The organism is Spirillospora sp. NPDC048911 (assembly GCF_043198015.1).
Taxonomy (GTDB): Bacteria; Actinomycetota; Actinomycetes; order Streptosporangiales; family Streptosporangiaceae; genus Spirillospora.
The window spans coordinates 459,681-477,964 of record NZ_JBICUD010000007.1; the positions used below are offsets into that span (position 1 = coordinate 459,681).

Annotated in this window: 18 protein-coding genes; 6 read left to right on the forward strand and 12 right to left on the reverse strand. The window is 69.6% G+C overall.

Annotated features, from left to right (window positions below):
- The first annotated feature begins 54 nt into the window (after positions 1-54).
- Positions 55-732, forward strand: coding sequence for a uracil-DNA glycosylase (locus ACGFNU_RS31710; RefSeq protein ID WP_392599540.1), 678 nt, complete (start codon positions 55-57; stop codon positions 730-732).
- A gap of 177 nt (positions 733-909) precedes the next feature.
- Here the strand turns inward: ACGFNU_RS31710 and ACGFNU_RS31715 are convergent, their stop codons facing one another.
- The gene (locus tag ACGFNU_RS31715) at positions 910-1,767 is read right to left on the reverse strand and encodes a hypothetical protein (protein WP_392599542.1); all 858 of its coding nucleotides are present in this window, start codon (positions 1,765-1,767) and stop codon (positions 910-912) included.
- 125 nt (positions 1,768-1,892) lie between these two features.
- On the opposite strand from ACGFNU_RS31715, the gene ACGFNU_RS31720 reads away from it, so the two are divergent.
- Together ACGFNU_RS31720 and ACGFNU_RS31725 are read left to right on the forward strand one after the other, a co-directional pair.
- Positions 1,893-2,705 carry a lysophospholipid acyltransferase family protein gene (locus ACGFNU_RS31720; RefSeq protein ID WP_392599544.1) on the forward strand — a complete coding sequence of 271 codons (813 nt, stop codon included), beginning with the start codon at positions 1,893-1,895 and terminating at the stop codon, positions 2,703-2,705.
- A gap of 52 nt (positions 2,706-2,757) precedes the next feature.
- On the forward strand, positions 2,758-3,930 hold the full coding sequence (locus tag ACGFNU_RS31725; RefSeq protein ID WP_392599546.1) for a DUF5925 domain-containing protein: 1,173 nt from the start codon (positions 2,758-2,760) through the stop codon (positions 3,928-3,930).
- A gap of 162 nt (positions 3,931-4,092) precedes the next feature.
- Here the strand turns inward: ACGFNU_RS31725 and ACGFNU_RS31730 are convergent, their stop codons facing one another.
- Both ACGFNU_RS31730 and ACGFNU_RS31735 read right to left on the reverse strand, forming a co-directional pair.
- The gene (locus ACGFNU_RS31730; RefSeq protein WP_392599548.1) at positions 4,093-5,283 is read right to left on the reverse strand and encodes a trans-sulfuration enzyme family protein; all 1,191 of its coding nucleotides are present in this window, start codon (positions 5,281-5,283) and stop codon (positions 4,093-4,095) included.
- Positions 5,284-5,482: 199 nt separating this feature from the next.
- Positions 5,483-6,253 carry a DUF2470 domain-containing protein gene (locus ACGFNU_RS31735; protein ID WP_392599550.1) on the reverse strand — a complete coding sequence of 257 codons (771 nt, stop codon included), beginning with the start codon at positions 6,251-6,253 and terminating at the stop codon, positions 5,483-5,485.
- 74 nt (positions 6,254-6,327) lie between these two features.
- Here ACGFNU_RS31735 and rpsD point away from each other — a divergent pair, with 74 nt between their 5' ends.
- Together rpsD and ACGFNU_RS31745 are read left to right on the forward strand one after the other, a co-directional pair.
- A complete protein-coding gene (rpsD, locus tag ACGFNU_RS31740) occupies positions 6,328-6,936 on the forward strand; it encodes a 30S ribosomal protein S4 (RefSeq protein WP_392599552.1) in 609 nt (202 codons plus the stop codon).
- 94 nt (positions 6,937-7,030) lie between these two features.
- Positions 7,031-7,918 (forward strand): TauD/TfdA dioxygenase family protein, encoded by an 888-nt coding sequence (locus tag ACGFNU_RS31745; protein ID WP_392599554.1) that lies wholly within the window; start codon positions 7,031-7,033, stop codon positions 7,916-7,918.
- Between the two features lie 134 nt (positions 7,919-8,052).
- On the opposite strand, the gene ACGFNU_RS31750 is transcribed toward ACGFNU_RS31745, so the two are convergent.
- The 9 genes from ACGFNU_RS31750 to ACGFNU_RS31790 all read right to left on the reverse strand — a co-directional run bounded on the left by ACGFNU_RS31750 (position 8,053) and on the right by ACGFNU_RS31790 (position 17,462).
- Complete coding sequence (locus tag ACGFNU_RS31750; protein WP_392599556.1) at positions 8,053-9,018, reverse strand: hypothetical protein; 966 nt, start codon at positions 9,016-9,018, stop codon at positions 8,053-8,055.
- Between the two features lie 24 nt (positions 9,019-9,042).
- Positions 9,043-10,353, reverse strand: a complete 1,311-nt coding sequence (locus ACGFNU_RS31755; RefSeq protein ID WP_392599558.1) for an MCE family protein — start codon at positions 10,351-10,353, stop codon at positions 9,043-9,045.
- Positions 10,350-11,426, reverse strand: coding sequence for an MlaD family protein (locus ACGFNU_RS31760; protein ID WP_392599560.1), 1,077 nt, complete (start codon positions 11,424-11,426; stop codon positions 10,350-10,352). Before ACGFNU_RS31760 ends, ACGFNU_RS31755 begins: the two co-directional genes overlap by 4 nt.
- Positions 11,426-12,502, reverse strand: coding sequence for an MCE family protein (locus tag ACGFNU_RS31765; protein ID WP_392599562.1), 1,077 nt, complete (start codon positions 12,500-12,502; stop codon positions 11,426-11,428). The genes ACGFNU_RS31760 and ACGFNU_RS31765 overlap by 1 nt, the downstream gene beginning before the upstream one ends.
- The gene (locus ACGFNU_RS31770) at positions 12,502-13,539 is read right to left on the reverse strand and encodes an MCE family protein (protein ID WP_392599564.1); all 1,038 of its coding nucleotides are present in this window, start codon (positions 13,537-13,539) and stop codon (positions 12,502-12,504) included. The genes ACGFNU_RS31765 and ACGFNU_RS31770 overlap by 1 nt, the downstream gene beginning before the upstream one ends.
- Position 13,540: 1 nt before the next feature.
- Complete coding sequence (locus ACGFNU_RS31775) at positions 13,541-14,626, reverse strand: MCE family protein (protein WP_392599566.1); 1,086 nt, start codon at positions 14,624-14,626, stop codon at positions 13,541-13,543.
- Positions 14,623-15,714, reverse strand: a complete 1,092-nt coding sequence (locus ACGFNU_RS31780; RefSeq protein ID WP_392599567.1) for an MlaD family protein — start codon at positions 15,712-15,714, stop codon at positions 14,623-14,625. Before ACGFNU_RS31780 ends, ACGFNU_RS31775 begins: the two co-directional genes overlap by 4 nt.
- Before the next feature lie 90 nt (positions 15,715-15,804).
- Positions 15,805-16,659 (reverse strand): ABC transporter permease, encoded by an 855-nt coding sequence (locus ACGFNU_RS31785; protein WP_392599569.1) that lies wholly within the window; start codon positions 16,657-16,659, stop codon positions 15,805-15,807.
- A complete protein-coding gene (locus ACGFNU_RS31790; RefSeq protein ID WP_392599571.1) occupies positions 16,659-17,462 on the reverse strand; it encodes an MlaE family ABC transporter permease in 804 nt (267 codons plus the stop codon). Before ACGFNU_RS31790 ends, ACGFNU_RS31785 begins: the two co-directional genes overlap by 1 nt.
- A gap of 210 nt (positions 17,463-17,672) precedes the next feature.
- On the opposite strand from ACGFNU_RS31790, the gene ACGFNU_RS31795 reads away from it, so the two are divergent.
- Positions 17,673-18,185 carry a MarR family winged helix-turn-helix transcriptional regulator gene (locus ACGFNU_RS31795; RefSeq protein ID WP_392599573.1) on the forward strand — a complete coding sequence of 171 codons (513 nt, stop codon included), beginning with the start codon at positions 17,673-17,675 and terminating at the stop codon, positions 18,183-18,185.
- The last annotated feature ends 99 nt before the right edge of the window (positions 18,186-18,284 follow it).

An 18,284-nucleotide genomic window follows, 5' to 3' on the forward strand; every position in this document is an offset into this window, starting at 1 on the left:
GACGGCCCCCGTTCCGCGAACGGCGCCAAGATCGCGGCACTAGGGTGGTCGTCCATGACGGGACGACCACTCTCGGAGATCGTCGAGGCCGGCTGGGCGACGGCGCTGGAGCCCGTGGCCGACCGGATCGCCGCCGCCGGCGACTTCCTGCGCGGCGAGATCGCGGCCGGCCGCCGCTACCTCCCCGCCGGCGACCGCATCCTGCGGGCCTTCACCCAGCCCTTCGACGACGTGCGGGTGCTGATCGTCGGCCAGGACCCCTACCCCACCCCCGGGCACCCGGTCGGGCTCAGCTTCTCGGTGGCGCCCGACGTGCGGCCGCTGCCCGGCAGCCTGATCAACATCTACCGGGAGTACGGCGCCGACCTCGGCCACCCCGAGCCGTCCAACGGCGACCTCACCCCCTGGACCGAGCAGGGCGTGCTGCTGCTCAACAGGTCGCTGACCGTGGCGCCGCGCAAGCCCGGCTCGCACCGCGGCAAGGGCTGGGAAGAGGTCACCGAGCAGGCCATCCGCGCCCTCGCCGCTCGCGGCCGCCCGCTGGTGGCGATCCTGTGGGGCCGCGACGCCCGCAACCTCAAGCCCATGCTGGGCGCGGTGCCGTGCATCGAGTCGGCGCATCCGAGCCCGATGTCGGCCGACCGCGGGTTCTTCGGCTCCCGCCCGTTCAGTCGCGCCAACCAGCTTCTGGAGCAGCAAGGCGCCCAACCGGTCGACTGGAAGTTGCCCTAGCGCGCTCAGCTATTGCTTTCGCGGCCTCGACGGCCTCGCCTGGCGGCTCGGCCGCCGAACCGCAAAAGCGGCGAGCGCGACATCGCTTCGCGATCTCTCGTGAAGCCTCGCCTGCAGCTGGCTTCACGACCCGTTAGCGCGCTCGCGTGCGGGCTGGGGCCGTTTGCGAGACCGCGCTCAGGCTTCGGGGAGGCGGCGCAGCAGCGCGGCGAATTCGCCTGAGCCGTTGGTCTGCTCCAGGGGCGGCAGCGGGGTGAGCCTGCGCTCGCCGTGGCTCCAGTAGACGCCGTTCGCGCACGGGTCTTCGGCGGTGGCGTGCATCTCGGCGACAACGTCGGCGAAGACCGGCAGGACGTCGCGGACGGCGGTGGACGTGATCGGGTACAGCAGCAACGTGCTGTGGCAGGGCACGCCCACCAGCGCGCCGTTGTCGTTGGCGCGGGGCAGGAACTGCTCGACCTCGCTGAGCAGCGCCGACACGTACCGGCTGCCGGGTTTGGTCACGACCCGCACGTTCTCGCCGGGCAGCAGCGGCTGGTCGCGGACCTCGACGTCGGCCAGCTCGCGGTCGTGCGTGTTGGTCATCACGTAGCCCAGCTTGCGCAGGCCCAGCAGGCCCGCGCGGGCCTTGGTGAGCGGGCCGCCGTAGCGCGGGTGCTCGATCATGACCATCGCGTCGAAGTGGTCGCCCGCCGGGACCACCACCAGGCCCTCGCGGTCGCGCGGCGCGAGCTTGGGCACGATGCGCAGCCGCAGCAGCTCGCGCACGTCGCCGAACAGCTCCATCTCTCCCACCGCCAGGAAGGCCCGGTCGCCGACCTCGCGCAGCCAGTCGTCGATCACCCGCGGCCAGATCTCGCGTGGTTCGCGGGAACACCGCTCCAGGACGGTCCAGCTGGACGCGCGCGCCTCCGACCGGCCCACCGGCAGCACGACCTCGGAGGTGCCCGGGTCGAACCAGGCGGTCGGCGCCACCACCGGCAGGAGGTCCCGGATGAGCGCGTGCACGTCCACGGCCGCGTCCAACGGTTCCATGCTCATCCCCTCTCACTCCGCACCGGATCTTCTGTGCCCAGCCCTAAGCCTCTCAGAGATCGGGCCGAATGTGGGATGCATCGCCTCTGCTCGCTGATCATCGTGCGCACCGGTACGGTTCATCCATGGCCGAAATCGTGTATCCACCGGTGATCAAGGCGGCGTTGGGCCTCTTCAAGGCGCTCAACCTGAAGTTCCGCCTCGAGGGGACCGAGCAGATCCCGAGCACCGGCGGCGCGGTGCTGGTCAGCAATCACGTCAGCTACCTCGACTTCATCTTCGCCGGGCTCGCGACCCACCCGGCCGGCCGGCTGGTCCGGTTCATGGCGAAGAAGGAGATCTTCGACAACCGGATCGCCGGGCCGCTGATGCGCGGCATGCACCACATCCCGGTCGACCGGCAGGCCGGGGCCGCCTCCTACAAGGCGGCGCTGACCGCGCTCAAGAGCGGCGAGATCATCGGCGTGTTCGCCGAGGCCACGATCAGCCGGTCGTTCACGGTCAAGGACATCAAGAGCGGCGCGGTGCGGATGGCGGTCGCCTCCAAGGTGCCGCTGATCCCCATCGCGATCTGGGGGCCGCAGCGGCTGTGGACCAAGGGCCGCAAGAAGCGGCTGTTCCAGCGCAACGTGCCGGTCACGATCCTCGTCGGCGAGCCGATGTACCCCAAGCGCGGCGACGACTACGACAAGGTCACCGACGAGCTGCGGGCCCGGATGTCCGAGCTCCTGGAGAGGGCGCAGCGCGAGTACCCCGAGATCCCCAAGGACGGCGAGACCTGGTGGCAGCCGGCCCATCTGGGCGGCTCGGCCCCCACGCCGGAGGAGGCCGCCGAGCTCGACGCCGCCGAGGCCACCGAGCGGCAGGCCGCCCGCGAGGCGAAGAAGGCCGCCGAGGCGGGCGAGCTCAAGGGCAAGGCCGAAGAGTCCGGTTCCTGAACGGTGGGTAATTCGTTGGACGCGCACCTCTCCCGCGCCTGATCATCGATACATGACCACGTCGCGGGAGAGGCCACAGGAGATCCTTCATCTCGTCGAGCCCCAGGAGCAGCACACCGACATGGGGGCCGAGCTCACGCTGCCCGTCGTGCTCAACCTCTCCGACAGCAACTCGCCGGCCGACGTCATGGACGTGCTGTCGCTGCGCCCGTTCGCGTCCGGCGAGCAGCCCTGGTCGCGCTCCCTCCAGCTGGAGCACGTCAAGGCCGACGCCCCGCTGCGTCCCGCGACCGGCGGCAGGGAGATCCGCGTCGCCCACGAGAAGGGCAAGGAGTCCTTCCTGTACGAGGGCGACGGCTGGACGCTGCTGGTCAACCGGTGGAAGCACGGCACCGCCTACCTCGCCGTCTCGGCCGTCTCCGCCGAGCTGGCCGAGACGGTCATGAACGAGTGCACGCTGGACGCCACCGAGCCGCCCAAGACCGATGACACCAACGTGCAGATGGGCTTCTGGCACACCGGTCCGCGCGGCCCGGTCCGTACCGAGCGGGCGATCTCGGCCGACTCCTGGGCCGACATCCGGGTCAACTACACGCGCCCGGTGGCCGAGGCGTTCGACCAGGTCATGAGCCTGCGCCGGGACGAGGTCGCGGGCCGGCTCCTGCTGCTGCACGGCCCGCCCGGCACCGGCAAGACCACGGCGCTGCGGGCGCTGGCGCGGTCCTGGGACGAGTGGTGCCAGGCCGACTGCGTGCTCGACCCCGAGGCGCTGTTCGGCACGCCCAGCTACCTCATGCAGGTCGCCGTCGGCTACGACGAGGACGACGAGAACCGGCGCTGGCGGCTGCTCATCCTGGAGGACTGCGACGAGCTGATCCGCGGCGAGGCCAAGGACGCGGCGGGGCAGGGCCTGTCCCGGCTGCTCAACCTGACCGACGGCATGCTGGGCCAGGGCCGTGACGTCCTGGTCGCGATCACCACCAACGAGGACCTGGCACGGCTGCACCCGGCGGTCGTCCGGCCCGGGCGCTGCCTCGCGCAGATCGAGGTGGGGTCGCTCACCCAGGCCGAGGCCGTCGCCTGGCTCGGCGACGACGACGCGGAGCACGCCGCGCAGATCGGCGGCGGCGGCGCGACCCTCGCCGAGCTCGCCGCGCTGCGCAAGGGCGAGAAGCGCCCCGTCACCGAGAGCGCCCCGGCCACCGCGACCGGCTTCTATCTCTAGTTCATTGCTTCCGCGGCCTCGCCCGGGGGGCGAGGCCGCGAACCGCAAAAGCGGCGAGCGCGGCATCGCTTCGCGATCTCTCGTGAAGCTTCGCCTTCGGCTGGCTTCACGACCCGTTAGCGCGCTCGCGTGCGGGCTGAGATCTCTGCGCGAGAGCGATCATCACAGCTTGGCGAGGGCCTGGTCGATGTCTGACCACAGGTCGTCGGGGTGCTCGATGCCGACGGCCATCCGCACCGTTCCCTCGCCGATTCCGGCTGCGGCCAGGGCTTCGGCGTCGAGTTGACGGTGGGACGTGCTGGCGGGGTGCATGACGAGGGTCTTGACGTCGCCGAGTGAGGGCGTGAGCGACACGAGTTGTACGGCCTCGATGAACGTGCGGCCGGCCTCGCGCCCGCCGGCGAGCTCGAACGACAGCACCCCGCCGCCGCGTCCGCCCAGCAGCCGCTGCGCCACCTCGTGCTGCGGGTGCTCGGGCAGGCCCGGGTAGTTGACCCGGGCCACCGCGGGGTGGGCTGAGAGGCGGTTGGCCAGTTCCAGGGCCGTCTCGTTCTGCCGCGTCACGCGCAGCGCCACGGTGGCCAGGCCGCGGACCGCCAGCCACGCGGCGAACGGGTCGGCGGTGGCGCCGAGCTCGGTGGCGTGGTCCCAGACCTGGCGGTGCAGGGCCGCGTCGGCGAAGACCGCGATCCCGCCGACGATGTCGGAGTGGCCGCCCAGGAACTTGGTGGCGGAGTGGACGACGACGTCGGCGCCGTGCTCGATCGGGCGGCAGAGGAGCGGGGTGGCGAAGGTGTTGTCGACGACGGTGCGCACGTCCGCGCGGTCGCGCACTTCGGCGATCAATGTCGGGAGGTCCGCGACCTGAGTGGTCGGGTTGGCGATCGTCTCCAGGTAGAGCAGGCGAGTCTCGGGCCGCAGCGCCGCCCGTACCTCGGCCGGGTCCTCGCCGGTCACGTAGGTGACCTCGACGCCCCAGCGCTCGGAGAGGTCCTGCAGGAGCGCGTACGTCCCGCCGTACAGGCACGACTGCGCGATCACGTGGTCGCCGGACCGGAGCAGCGACATGAGGACGGCGTTGATCGAGCCCATCCCGGACGCGGCGGCCAGCGCGGCCGCCCCGCCTTCCAGGTCGGCCAGGGCGTCCTCGAACGCGCGGACGGTCGGGTTGCCGAGGCGGCTGTAGAAGAAGGCCCCCTGGGGCCCGTCGAACGCGGCGGCCATGTCGTCGGCGGAGTCGAAGGCGAACAGGTGCCCCTGGTAGATCGGAACGCTCAGCGGGCGGCTGCCGGTGGGCTGGATCACGGGCGGGTGGACGACGCGGGTCTCAGCGGCGGGGTGTTCGGTGCTCATGGCTCCAGCGTCGGCCAGGCGGGGAGCCGCGCACAGGGCCAATTCTGGAATGTGGCTTGAAATGGACCGGGGCCGCCTCCGCACCCCGCAGCAGAGGCGGCCCACGGCCGAGAACCGAGCATCTCCCGGAACGGGCCGGCGCGACATCCGTGAGACCACGGCATCCGACCACGCAGCCGGGCCGCCGTCCCGGCGCGGTTCACGAGGCCTGGGGCGCCAGCATCCTGCGGTAGACGCACCGGAGGGTGTGGAGGTCCCGGACAGGCTCGGGGAACACCACGCGCAGATCGAACGGCTCGTCGGCGGCCGATCCGGTGACATACGTACACCGAAGCCACATACCAAAGGAATCCAGGGCGAGCGGGCGGATGACGGGCGGCTGCCCGGCCGTGCCGATCCGGTCGCCGACTAGGGCCGCGAGCTCGGGACGGTGCGCGACGTCGAGGTGTTCGAGGATGCCCGCCTCGATCGCGACGAACGGATCGGGCGCGGCCGCCTCGTACTCCTCCGGCTCCAGGGTGGCGCTCCCCCACGGGTCGTCGATCTCGACCTCGGCGATCTCCAGCGCGAGGACGGTCCACTCCTTGTCGCAGGTCACGTCGAGGAGCTCGGGGCGGGGGTGCAGCCGGGACAGCCTGAGCGCCGCGTCCCTGCGATCGGACTCGGGGATCTCGGTGAGCCAGCCGTGCAGCCAGGCCCGGCCGCGCACGCGATCGGGCAGCGCCACCGGGGCGACGTCGGAGATCCGCAGGGTCGCGGGCAGGTCGGGCTCTCCCCGCAACGCCACGGCGACCGGGGAGTTCGCGGGAATGAGCAGCAGCGGGCGGCCGTTCTCCTCAGTGACGTGGGCGGTGACGGGCGCGTACGGCACGCCGGGCACCGCCAGCACCCCGTCCGCCACCCCGTAGGCCAGCGTCCGCGCCCTCTCCGCCGCGCTCGGCCGTTCCACCGAGCCGTTCCTGCGACCCATCGCCGCCCTCCTTGCCTTGATGTCGTAGATTAGGCTTGCCTAACTAAGGTTCACCTAACCACTGAAGGAGGACAATGAACAACCCCCGTCCGAAGGTCCGGCTGTCCCGGGCCCTCGGCATCCCGCTGACCCCGAAGAGCGTCAAGTACTTCGAGGCCCGCCCGTACCCGCCCGGGATGCACGGCCGGGCCCGCAAGAACGAGTCCGACTACAAGATCCGCCTGCGCGAGAAGCAGCGGCTGCGCGCGCAGTACAACATCCGCGAGGCGCAGCTGCGCAACGCGTTCGCCAAGGCCACCAAGGTCAAGGGCGCCAAGACCGGCGAGGCCCTGATCGTCGACCTGGAGCGCCGCCTGGACGCCCTCGTGCTGCGCGCCGGGTTCGCCCGCACGATCTACCAGGCCCGCCAGTTCGTCGTGCACCGCCACGTCCTCGTGAACGGCCGCCGGGTGGACCGCCCCTCGTACCGGCTGCGGCCGGGCGACGTGATCACGATCGCCGAGCGCAGCCGTTCCATGGTGCCGTTCCAGGTCGCCGCGACCGGGGCCCACACCGAGAAGGTGCCGGGCTACCTGGACGTGCGCCACGACGCGCTCGCCGCCCAGTTCACCCGGCTGCCGGAACGCTCGGAGATCCCGGTGATCTGTGACGAGCAGCTCGTCGTCGAGCATTACTCCCGCTGAGAGCGGCAGCTCGGGCCTCTGGACAGGTGTCCGCCTCCATCGGTTAGCATCAACCTAGCGATTGCTTGGCTGTATCCGATGGAGGCCCAGGACCATGATCGAATTCCACCCCGTCACCGCGAACATCGGCGCCGAGGTCACCGGCATCGACCTGGCCAAGCCCCTCGACGAGGAGCAGGTCCAGATCGTCCGGCAGGGGCTGCTGGACCACTACGTGCTGTTCTTCCGGGACCAGCACATCGACGACGCCCAGCACGAGGCGTTCGCGATGAACTTCGGGACCCTCGACATCCCGAAGATGAACGTCGACGGCGGCGCGATCCACGTGCTCGACCAGACCGCGCCGAAGGGCGAGGGCGGCGACTCCTGGCACTCCGACAACACCTTCATGAAGCGCCCGCCGACCGGCTCGCTGCTGCGCGCGGTCATCCTGCCCGAGGTCGGCGGCGACACCAACTGGGCCAACATGTACATGGTGTACGACTCGCTCGCCCCCTGGCTCCAGCGCCTGTGCGACGAGCTCTACGCCGAGCACGACCTGACGATGTCCATTACCAAGGCCATCGACAAGGGCCACCGCTTCGACCTGCGCGAGATGCAGGACAAGAACCCGCCGCAGATCCACCCGGTCGTCCGCGTCCATCCCGAGACCGGCCGCAAGGCGCTCTACGTCAACCGCTCGTCGGTGACCCGCCTGATCGGGCTGTCGCGCCGCGAGAACGAGGCCATCCTGCCGCTGCTGTTCGACGCCGTCCGCGACCCGCAGTTCCAGGTCCGGCTCAAGTGGCGCGTCGGCACCCTCGCCTTCTGGGACAACCGCCCCACCCAGCACTACGCGGTCGCCGACTACACCCAGCGCCGCAAGATGCACCGCGTCACCTTCATGGCCCCCACGGACCTCGACAGCGGCGTCCCGACCGGCCCGGGCGGCGTCACCGGCGAGGACGCGCCCGCCGAGGCCAAGGCGGCCCGCTACCTGTGAGCTAACGGAGGTCCCCGAGCTCTTCGCGTACGTGGCCGCGGAGGTCCATCGACCATCTCCTGAGAACGTGCGAACGCCCCGTACGGCTCCAGTCAAGCCGAACGGGGCGTCGTCTCGGCGTCAGAACCCGCCGATCAGTTCTTCGGCTTCTGGGTCTTCTCGCCGCTGGGCTGCTGGGTCTGCTGCCCGCTGGGCACGCTGGGCAGCGAGCCGGTACCCGACCCGTCGTCGCCCGAGGCGTTCATCTGGCTGACCTTCCACTCCCCGCCGTCCTTCACCAGGGACAGCCGGATGAGGCTCTGCGGGGCCGCGCTCTGGCTCTTGCCGTCGCTCACCGTGATGTCGACGGCGACGACGACGGTCGCGAACTTGCCGTCGACGCTCCCCACGTACACCTGCTTGGTCTTGGACGTGAGGGCCGCCTGGGGGCTGGTCTTGAACGCCTGCGGCAGGCTCTGGACCGTGGAGCTCCTGTACCGCTCCAGCAGGTCGCCCGTCATGAGCTTCTGGATCTTGGTCATCTGATCCTGGTAGTTGGCGGCGTTGTAGGAGGTCGCGAGGTCGCCGAAGGCCGTGGCCCGGGCGACGACGGCCGCGCGCTCGTCCTTCTCGCCCGCGGCGCCGCTCGCGCTGCGCCACTGCCAGATCGCCACGCTCGCCAGTAGGGCCACCAGGACGACGACCACGATCGCCGCGTTGCGGGGAAGGCCGAGGAACGTCGGCTGAGCGCCGTCGGCCGCCGCGGAGGTGCGCCGGGCGGGCTTGGGCGCGGGCTCTTCCTCGTCGTCCGCCTCGTCCTCCGCCGCCTCGATCTCCACCGGCGGCTTCGCCTTCTTGGCCGCAACCGGCTTCTTCGCGGTCGCCGGCTTCGCCGCGGCGGGCTTCTTCCGGGGAGCGGGCTCCTCGTCCTCGTCGTCCTCGTTCTCCAGGGACTCGAGGACCTCGTCCAGATCCTCGTCCTCGAGCACCTCGATGACCCGCACGCGGCGCTTGCGCTTGGCGGCCGGCCTGGGCGTCTCGGTCTCCTCGACCTCGCCGGTCTCGGCCGCCCCGGCGCCGTCGTGCTCCTCAGTGACGTCCTTGGAGGTCTTGGCTGTCACTTCAGGTACTCCTCGGGATGGGGATCAGTCGTCCTTGCCGCGGCGGCGCAGCCTGCCGATGCGCGTCACGACGGGCACCGAGCCCAGCATGACCTTGATCAAAACCAGCAGCGCAAGGAGCGGGGGCACGTACATCAGCCAGGCGGGCGGCCCGCCGGCGGAGTCCGCCGACTCGTTCGCGGCGTTCTTCGCCTTCATGTCCGCCGCCTTCTGGACCGACGGGTCATGGGTGGGGATGGTACCGCCAGGGTTCTTGGACTTGTAGGGCTTCTGCTTGACCGCGAGCGGATTGCGCCCGTCCGGGCAGTTGGGGATCTTGCGCGCCGTGGGCTGGGGCAGCGGGTACCTGTACTCCAGCGTCGCCGTCTTCCTGAGGGTGACGAGGAAGACCACGTTGAGCACCGGCTTGCCCTGGTCGGTGCCGATGATGTTGTCGAGCACGTTCTTCAGCGCGGGCGCCTGGCGGAGGGTCTGGCGCAGGTCGCCGAGCGCGCCGGGGTTGTACTTGGTGATCCCGAGGGTACCCAGCGAGTCGACGGCGCATTCGAGGTCGCTGCCGGACTCGTCCAGCAGGGCGTTGAACATGCCGAGCAGTTGCGGGCCGTTGTCGCGCAGTCGCGTGATCTCGCCGCGGACCTCGCTGAGGGCGGCGGTCAGCGCGGCGACGTTGTCGATGCCCGCGGCCAGATCGCCGCGGTTCTGCGCGAGCACGTGCGTGATCTTGCCGAAGTCCTTGGTCAGGCCGTCCAGGAGCTCGCTGTTCTCGGCGAACGTGGCGGAGAGCTGGTCGCTGCCGGCGATGATCTGGCGGATCGAGTTCTCGCGGCCGGACCAGCCCTCGGCCAGCTCGTGCGTGAGCACCTGGGCGTCCTCGGGCTTGATGGCCTTCAACGTGTTGATGACCGCGCCGAACAGGTCGCCGTACTTGGGCGGCACCTTGGTCTGCGACACCGGGATGACGGTGCCCGCCTTCAGCTTCGGCCCGTTCGGGGTGACCCCGGCGGGCGGCGTCAGCTCGACGACGGGCTCGCCGACGGCCGACTTGCGCGCCGCCGCCGCGGTGACCCCCTGCGGGATCTCGACGCCCTGGTCGATGTCGAGCTTGACGACGACCTTGTTCTGCCGCAGCTTGACCGAGTCGATCTTGCCGATCCGGGTGCCCAGGTAGTCGACCTCGAAGTTGGGGTGCAGGCCGGGCGACGACTGGAACTCGACGGTGATGTGGTACGGCCGGTCGATGAAGTCGAACCGGATGACGTTGTTGAACGCCCAGACCACCATGACCACGGCGAGGAGGGCGAACACGCCCATGTTGATGGTGAGGCGTCTGGTCATCGCGGCGTCCCCAGCATCTTGTCGAGGTCCGGGAGGGCGCCTCGGAGTTCCTTGGGCACCTTGGCGGCCCTGGTGTTCTCGTTGTTGCCGGGCAGCCCGGGGATGACCGGGCTGCCGTCCGGCCAGACGAGCCGCAGCAGCGGGTAGAGGAGCAACTGGCCGTCATAGCTCGCCTTGGGGAGCTTGTCGGTGAAGGTCACCAGGCCGTTGACCAGGGCGGTCAGCCGCCCGCGATTGTTGCCCAGCTGGGCCAGCACCGGGTCCAGGTCGCGCAGCAGGCCCTTGAACCGCGCCACGCGCCCTTCGAGGACCTTGTCGTTGAGCTCGCGGGCCATCCGGGTCAGCTTCGCCACGACGCTGAGGATCTTCTCCTTGTTCTCGCGGAGGAGCCGGGTGGTCTTCTCCAGCTCAAGCGGTGCCCGCTCCAGGTCGTCGCTGCCCTTGGCCAGCGAGTTGCCGAGCCTGGCGAACTGGTCGACCGCCGTCCCGAGTTGTTCGCGCTGGTCGGCGAAGACCTTCAGCAGGTCGCCGGACTTGGCGATGATCGTGTTGAGCCGCTGCCCGTTGCCGTCGAGCGCGGTCGCCCCGGCGTTGACGACGTTCGCGACGTCGTCGCTGGCCAGCGCCTTGAGCAGCGGACCGGCCTGGCCGACGACCTCCTCGAACGCGGGCTGCACGCTGGTGCGGCCGATGTCGTTGCCGCTGGCCAGGAACGGGCCCTGGTCGAGCCGGCCGCCCGGCGGCAGCTGCAGGTCGACGTAGTTCTCGCCGAGCAGCGAGGTGATCTTGATTTCGGCGTTGACGTTCCGCGGGATCTGGATGCCGTCCTTGATCGACAATGTGACCTTGGACTTGTAGGTCGCCCTGTCGAGTTCGATCTTGGTGACGCTGCCGACCTTGACGTCCGCCATCTGCACGCTGTGCCCGGCGACCAGGCCCTGGACGTCGGCGAACGTGGCGTGCAGCGTGAGCCCGCCGCTGGGCGCGCCGGCCGTCTTGTACGAGCAGCCCGCCAGCACCAGCACGGCGGCCAGCACGATGAACGGCAACCTGCGTGCGAACGGGCGCCTCATCAGTTGCCTCCGTTCCGCTGCTGCCCGCTCTGCTGTTTCCCGTTCTGCGCCTGTCCGTTCTGCCAGGGACAGTTGGAGTTGGGCTTGGGCAGCGGGCAGTTCACGTCGTCGGTCTTCAGCAGGCCCTTGAGCCAGGTGCGCAGGAACGCGTCGGTGGCGAAGCGGATCTGCAGCGACTTGTTGCCGGGGTTGTAACCGCCGATGAGCGCCTCACCGATCCCCGGCAGCGCCTTCAGCAGCAGCGCCAGTTGCTTGGAGTTGCCCTTGAGCACGAGCGCGACCTTGGTGAGCACCGCCAGGTCGCCGGGAAGCTGGCCCTTGTACTTCTCGATCAGCTTGCCACCGTTCCTGGACAGCTCCAGGATCCCGGTGATGAGGTCCTGGATCTCGCCGCGTTCGGCGCTGAGGACCCGGGTCGCCTCGCCGAAGTCGCGGATCATCTGGCCGAGCACCTGCTCGCGGCCGCGGACCACGCCCGCGAGCCGGTTGAGGTTGCGGGCGACCTCGATGAGCTGCTGGTCCTGGCCCGCGACGTTCTCGATGAGCCGCGCGCTCTGCTCCAGCGTCGCGTTGAACTCCTTGCCGTTGCCCCTGAACGAGTCGGCCGCCTGCCCGAGCACGTTCTGCATCTTGGTCGGGTCGAGCGCGTTCGCGAGGTTGGTGAAGGAGCTGAGCGCGTCGTCCACCTCGATCGGGACGTGGGTGCGGCCGATCGGGATCTCGTTCGAGGTCTCCTTGGACTGCCCGGGCTTCCACGCCGGATGCAGCACCAGGTTGCGCTCGCCGACCAGGTTGAGCGGCACGATCGAGGCCTGGACGCCCTGCGGGAGCGGGACGTCGCCGCGGATGTGGAAGGTGACCTTGACCTTGTCGCCCTGGTTCTCGACCGAGTCGACCAGCCCGACGTCGGCGCCCATCACCTTGACCTTGGAGTCCTTGTAGAAGGAGCGGGCCTTGGGCAGGTAGACGGTCATCTTGCGCTCGCCGCCGGACGACTCGGGGATCACCGAGCACCCGCCGAGCGTGCTGGTGAGGGCCACGCACAGCCCTGCGATCACCCCGACGCGGACTCTCATCAGTTGCCTCCGCCCTGAGCGCCGCCCGAACCTCGCCGGGTGGAGATCGGGCCGGGCGGCTGGATCGGCCCGAGCCCGGTGAGCAGGCCCTCGATCCAGCGGCCGTTGCCCTTGAGGTTGGCGACCTGGATGAACGTCGGGCCCAGCAGCGAGAAGTCGGTGTTGAGCGCGTCCATGTTGGGCGCCAGCCGGGTGGTCAGCAGGTGCAGGTTGTCCAGCAGCCTGTTGAGGTCGGTCTGGTGCTTGGAGATCACGTTCGACAGCGTGCGGACCGTGCTGCTGCCCTGCCCGATCGTCGCCGCCAGCTCGTTGCGCCGCTCGATCAGGGTCCGCAGCAGGATCTGGCTGTCAGTGATGATCTGCTTGAGCTTCTCGTCCTTGGCCGCCAGCACGCCGGTGATGTTCTTGCTGTTCTCGATGAGCCGCTGGATCTCGGGCGTCGCGTCGTTCAGGGTCCGGCTGAGGGTCTGCAGGTTGACCAGCATCGTCCGGAGCTTCGGCGCGTTCGGCGACTGGATCTTCGACATCGCGGTGAGCAGCTTGTCGATGCTCTTCTGGTCGAGCCTGCCGGCGATGTTCTGCGCGCCTTCCAGGGCGTCCGGCACGGTGAACGGGACGCTGGTGCGGGCGAGCGGGATCCGCCGCCGCGACTCGGGGATGTCGGCCAGGTAGGGCTTGGCGACCGGGCCGGTGAGCCGCAGGTAACGGCCTCCCAGCAGGGTGGTGGTCTGGATCTCGGCCCGGGTGGCCTGGCCGAGGTCGATCCCCTCGTTCACGTGCCACGTGACGATGACGTTGCCGTTCTTGAAGTCCGGCTCGACCGAGGTGATCCGGCCGGCCTTGACTCCGGCGACCCGGACGTCCTGGCCCGTCTTGATCCCGGCGGTGTCGGAGAACACCCCGCTCATCGTGTAGCCGCGTTCGAACAGGTGCAGCTGCCCGACGGCGAACGCGAACACGCAGGCCGCGGCCAGCACCGCCAGCGAGACGATCGCGACGAGCTTCTGGTTGACGTCGCGGAGCGACTTGAGCGCCATCTCAGCCGACCCCCTTGCCCTGGAGCATCGCCTTGAGCTTGGCGAGGTCCGCCTGGGACGGCCCCTGCGCCTGCGAGCCCGTGTCCTTCGGGAACTGCATCGGGAAGGGACACGGCCCCTGCACGATGTTGAGGCACAGCGCGTTCGTGCGCAGGTAGTGCCCGCCGTTGGCGGCGGCGAAGAGCTGCCGCAACGTCAGCGGGAGGTTCTGCACCATCTTTTCCAGGTTGTCGACGTTGATCCGGAACGTCTCGGCGAACTTGCCGAGGTTGCCCACGATCCTGGCGAGCTGCGCGTCGTTGCCGCCGAGCACCTGGTTGAGGTTGGTGGTGACGCCGGCGACCTCGACGACCGCGTTCTCCAGCAGCTTGCGGTTGTTCGCGAACACCTTGGCCAGCTCCGCGAGGTTGTCGACGCTCGCGGCGATCTGGCGGTCGCGCACGGCCACCGCGCCGGTGACCGTCTCGTAGTCCTTGATCATCGTCCGGAGGGTCGCCTTGCGGACGGCGAAGGTCCGCAGCAGCCCGTCCAGGTTCTGGATCATCAGGTTGATGTTCTGCTCGTTGCCGTCCAGCGCCTGCGAGAACGAGAAGAGGATCTTGTTGATCTGGGCCGGGTCGAGGTTGCGGGTGATCGGGCCGAGGCTGTTGACGATGTCGCCGAGGTCGACCACCGACCGCGTCCTCGGCACCCGCGCGCCGGGCGAGAGCTTGGCCTGGCTGGTGCCCGGTTCGAGGTAGACGATCCGCTGCCCCATCGCGTTGCGCCAGCGGATCGCGGCGGTCGAGTCGTCGGGCACCCTGACCTCGTCGTCGATCTCCATCCCGACGACGGCCTTGCCCTGCTTGACCTTGATGCTCGACACCTGGCCGACCGGGGTGCCGGCGACCTTGACGATGTCGCCCTCCAGCAGCCCGGTGACGTCGTCGAAGGTCGCGGTCAGCTTGTAGCGCTTGTTGAAGCTCGTCCCGAGGATCTGCTGGCCGATGAAGAACGTCAGCAGTCCGGTGAGCACGACGAAGACGGCGAACTTGGCCGTCACGCCCCATTGGGGCCCGCGCCCGGTCTTGCGGCCGAACAGGCTCATGGGCGGGCCCCCGCCTTCGGCTTGCCGGTGCCGGCGTTCGGGTTCGTCTTCTGGTCGAACGCCGTCTTCGCCGACTTCTGCGGGCATATGTCGACGAAGATGCCGCACAGGTCGAGCGGCAGCGACGTCCTGGCCTGCGCCAGCAGCGAGCCCTCCGGACCCGGCACCCGGATGATCTGGCCGAGCAGGCCGAAGAACCCGTTCAGGCTGTCGAGCAGGACCGGCAGGTTGCGCCGCTCCCGGGCCATCACCCGGGCGGCGTCGCTCGCTCCGTCGATGAACGTGCTGAAGTTGCCGCCGTGCTGGTCGGCGAACGTGCCGACCCGGTCGGCGAGCTCGCCCGCCTCGTCCAGCAGCTGCGCGACCTTGTCGGGCCGGCCGTTCAGCGCGGGAGAGAGCTGGTTGAAGTCACGGGTGAACGCCGTCCAGGTGCCGCCCTTGCCGCCGAGCGTCCCGCCCAGCAGGCCGACGTCGTTGATCAGGCTTTGGATCACCGTGCGGTTGGCGTGCGCGGCGTCGATCACCTTGCCGCCGTTGTCGATCGTGCGGCGCAGCGCCGGCCCCTGCCCGGACAGCCCGGCGCCGAACGTGTGGACGATCGCGGCCACCTCGTCCGGGTTGATCGCCTTGGTGAGCCGGTACGCGGGCCAGGCCGTGTCGGACAGCTCCTGGGGATCGGTGGTCTTGGCGACCGTGCCGCCGTCGCGCAGGTAGGGCCCGCCGATCTCGTGCGCGCCGAGGTCCAGCGCCACGTCCTTGGGGCCGAACACCGAGACCGGCTCGATCCGGGCGCTGGCCGTGTCGGCGATCTTGACGCCCTTGTCGACCCGCAGCCGCACGGCCACCTTGCCCGTCTTGTCGAGCTGGACGCTCTGCACCGTGCCGACCGTGATCCCGCGGACCTTCACGTCCGACTTGCCGGGGTCGAGGCCCTGCCCGGCCCGGCCGAAGGTGGCGGTGTAGTACGTCGAGCCGCCGGTACCGGCCTGCGAGCCGACGATCACGAACGTGGCGGCGGCGGCGATGACGCCCGCGCCGACCAGGCCGAAGGCCAGCCGGGAGGTACTGGAGAGTGCTTCCTCGCTCATGCGGCCTCCTCGCTCATCCGGCCTCCTCGTGGAGGGACGACCCCCCACACCCCCCGGCAAGAACAGCCGGGATGAACTCGCTTCGCTCCTTCATCCCGTCAACCTCACCGTGCTGCCGTGCCCCCAGAAGATGTACGAGAGGACGAGATTCATGAGGATCATGAGGATGGTCGACTCGCGGATCGCCCGTCCCGCCGCGACCCCGACGCCCACCGGGCCGCCCGCCGCGTAGTAGCCGCGGTAGCAGTGGACGAACATGATGATGAACGCGAACACCGCGACCTTGATGACGCTGTAGAACACGTCGATCGGCGGCAGGTAGAGGTGGAAGTAGTAGTCGTAGATGCCGGGCGAGAGACCGAAGTACTGGATGGTGATGAACCGCGTGGCCCAGAAGGCCATGAACAGCGACACCAGGTAGAGCGGCACCAGCGCGATGACCCCCGCCGCGACGCGGGTGCACACCAGGTAGGCCAGGGAGTTGATGCCCATGACCTCCAGCGCGTCGATCTCCTCGGAGATCCGCATCGCGCCGAGCTCGGCGGTGAAGCCGGTGCCGACCTGGGCGACGAGCGCGACCCCGGCGATGATCGGGGTCACCTCGCGCACGTTGGAGTAGCTGGCCACCAGCCCGGTGAACGCCTCCGCGCCGATGCGTTCCAGGCCCGGATACCCCTGCAGCCCGACCATCGCGCCGGTGGCCAGCGACATCGTCGAGATGACGAAGATCATGCCGCCGCCGATCACCAGCGCGCCGACGCCGATGGTGATGTCGCTGACGTGCTTCACCAGGGTCTTGCCGTACTTGCGGCGCAGGACGATGTCGAAGAACAGGTGGTAGAGCACCCGGCCGAGGAAGATCGGGAGGTTGGCCGAGGCGGCCAAGCCCGCCGACCGGTTCGAGACCGCCCGGCCGAGCCTGCGTACGGGGGAAATGGCGACCATCAAAACCTCGGGGGGAAGAGGACCTGGTAGATCATGGTGAGCACGTAGTTGGTCGCGAACACCACGATCGAGGTGACCACCACCGCCTGGTTGACGGCGCGCCCGACGCCGACCGGGCCGTAGTCGCAGTTCATGCCCATGTAGCAGGCCACCGCGGCGGCGATGAATCCGAAGATCCACGCCTTGAACAGGGTGATCAGCAGGTCCGAGAGCTGCAGCAGGGAGGTGGCGCCGTCGAAGAAGGCGCCGGGGCTGACGCCCTGCTGGATGACGTTGAAGTAGTAGCCGCCGAGGACGCCGGCCAGGATCACGACCGAGCAGAGCAGCATCGAGACCGTGCTCGCCGCCCACAGCCGGGGGGTCACCAGGCGGTGGACGGGGTTGATGCCCATGACCTCCATCGCGGCGAGCTCGTCGCGGATGTTGCGGGCCCCCATGTCGGAGGTGATGGCCGAGCCGCCGACGCCCGACACCAGCAGCGCGGCGGCGAGCGGCGCGACCTGCTGGATCATCGCGGCGACCAGCAGCGCGCCGGTGCCGGAGGCGGCCCCCAGCTGGCGGGCGATGTCGCCGACCTGCAGCGAGATGGTGGCGCCGAGCGGCACCGCGATCAGCATGACCGGCACGCTCGTCACGCGGGCGAGGAACCAGCACTGCTCGATGAACTCGCCCCACCACTGGCGGACGTCCCAGGTCCTGCGGATCCCCTCCAGGAAGGTGACGGCGAGCAGGCCGGTCTCGTCGAGCGAGCGCTCGACGCGTCTGCGAGCCAGGTCCGGGGCCTTGTTCAGGCTCAGGGCCATTAGCCGGAACCCTCCCCGTCGGGGGCAGGTGGAAGGGTCACTCCAGCCTCCTTCTGTCTCGGACGTTGGCGCCCATCCGATGACCACAGGCGGCGCTTTGGCATCGCTTGACAACTTCAGGCGCCGCCTGTGATTTGGAGCACTCTATTGGAATAAGGTCTAGGAAGCGAGTACTTACATCCTGATTTGTCCGAAGCTACGATCAGCCGGGTGCGAACCGAGACACAAGGCCGTGTAGATCCCCTGGTTGCCGGCATCCATGACCGCTGGGAGGGCCAGGGCCTCCCGGGCGAACCCTGGGCCTTCATGGCGATCGGCTCCCTCAGCCGCCTCAACCAGTTCGTGAAGAAGGCCTTGGACACGGAGCTGAAGAAGCTCGAACTGAGCAGGACCGGCTACTTCCTGCTGACCACGCTGGCGCTCACCACCAACGGCCGTGCCCGGTTGAGCTCGCTCGGCCGGATCCTGATGATGCACCCGACGTCGGTCAAGCTGACCGTCGACCAGCTGGAGGCCGCGGGCCTGGTCACCCGGGCCCGGCACCCCCGCGACCGCCGGGCCACCCTCGTCCAGATCACCGACGCCGGCCTCGACCGCGCGGGCGCGGTCAACAAGGCGCTGGAGGCCCCCGACGGCGCGCTCGCCGCGCTCGCGGACATGCACGAAAGCATCTTCGACGCACTGCAACCGGCGCGCCTCGCCATCGGTGATCACGAGCTCTAGGCCGGAACGCGGGTGAGCCCGCATGACCCGCCGGACGCGGGTGAACCCCGCGTGACGTACCGTGCGTACGGATCAACGACGGCACAATCCCGGCGATAA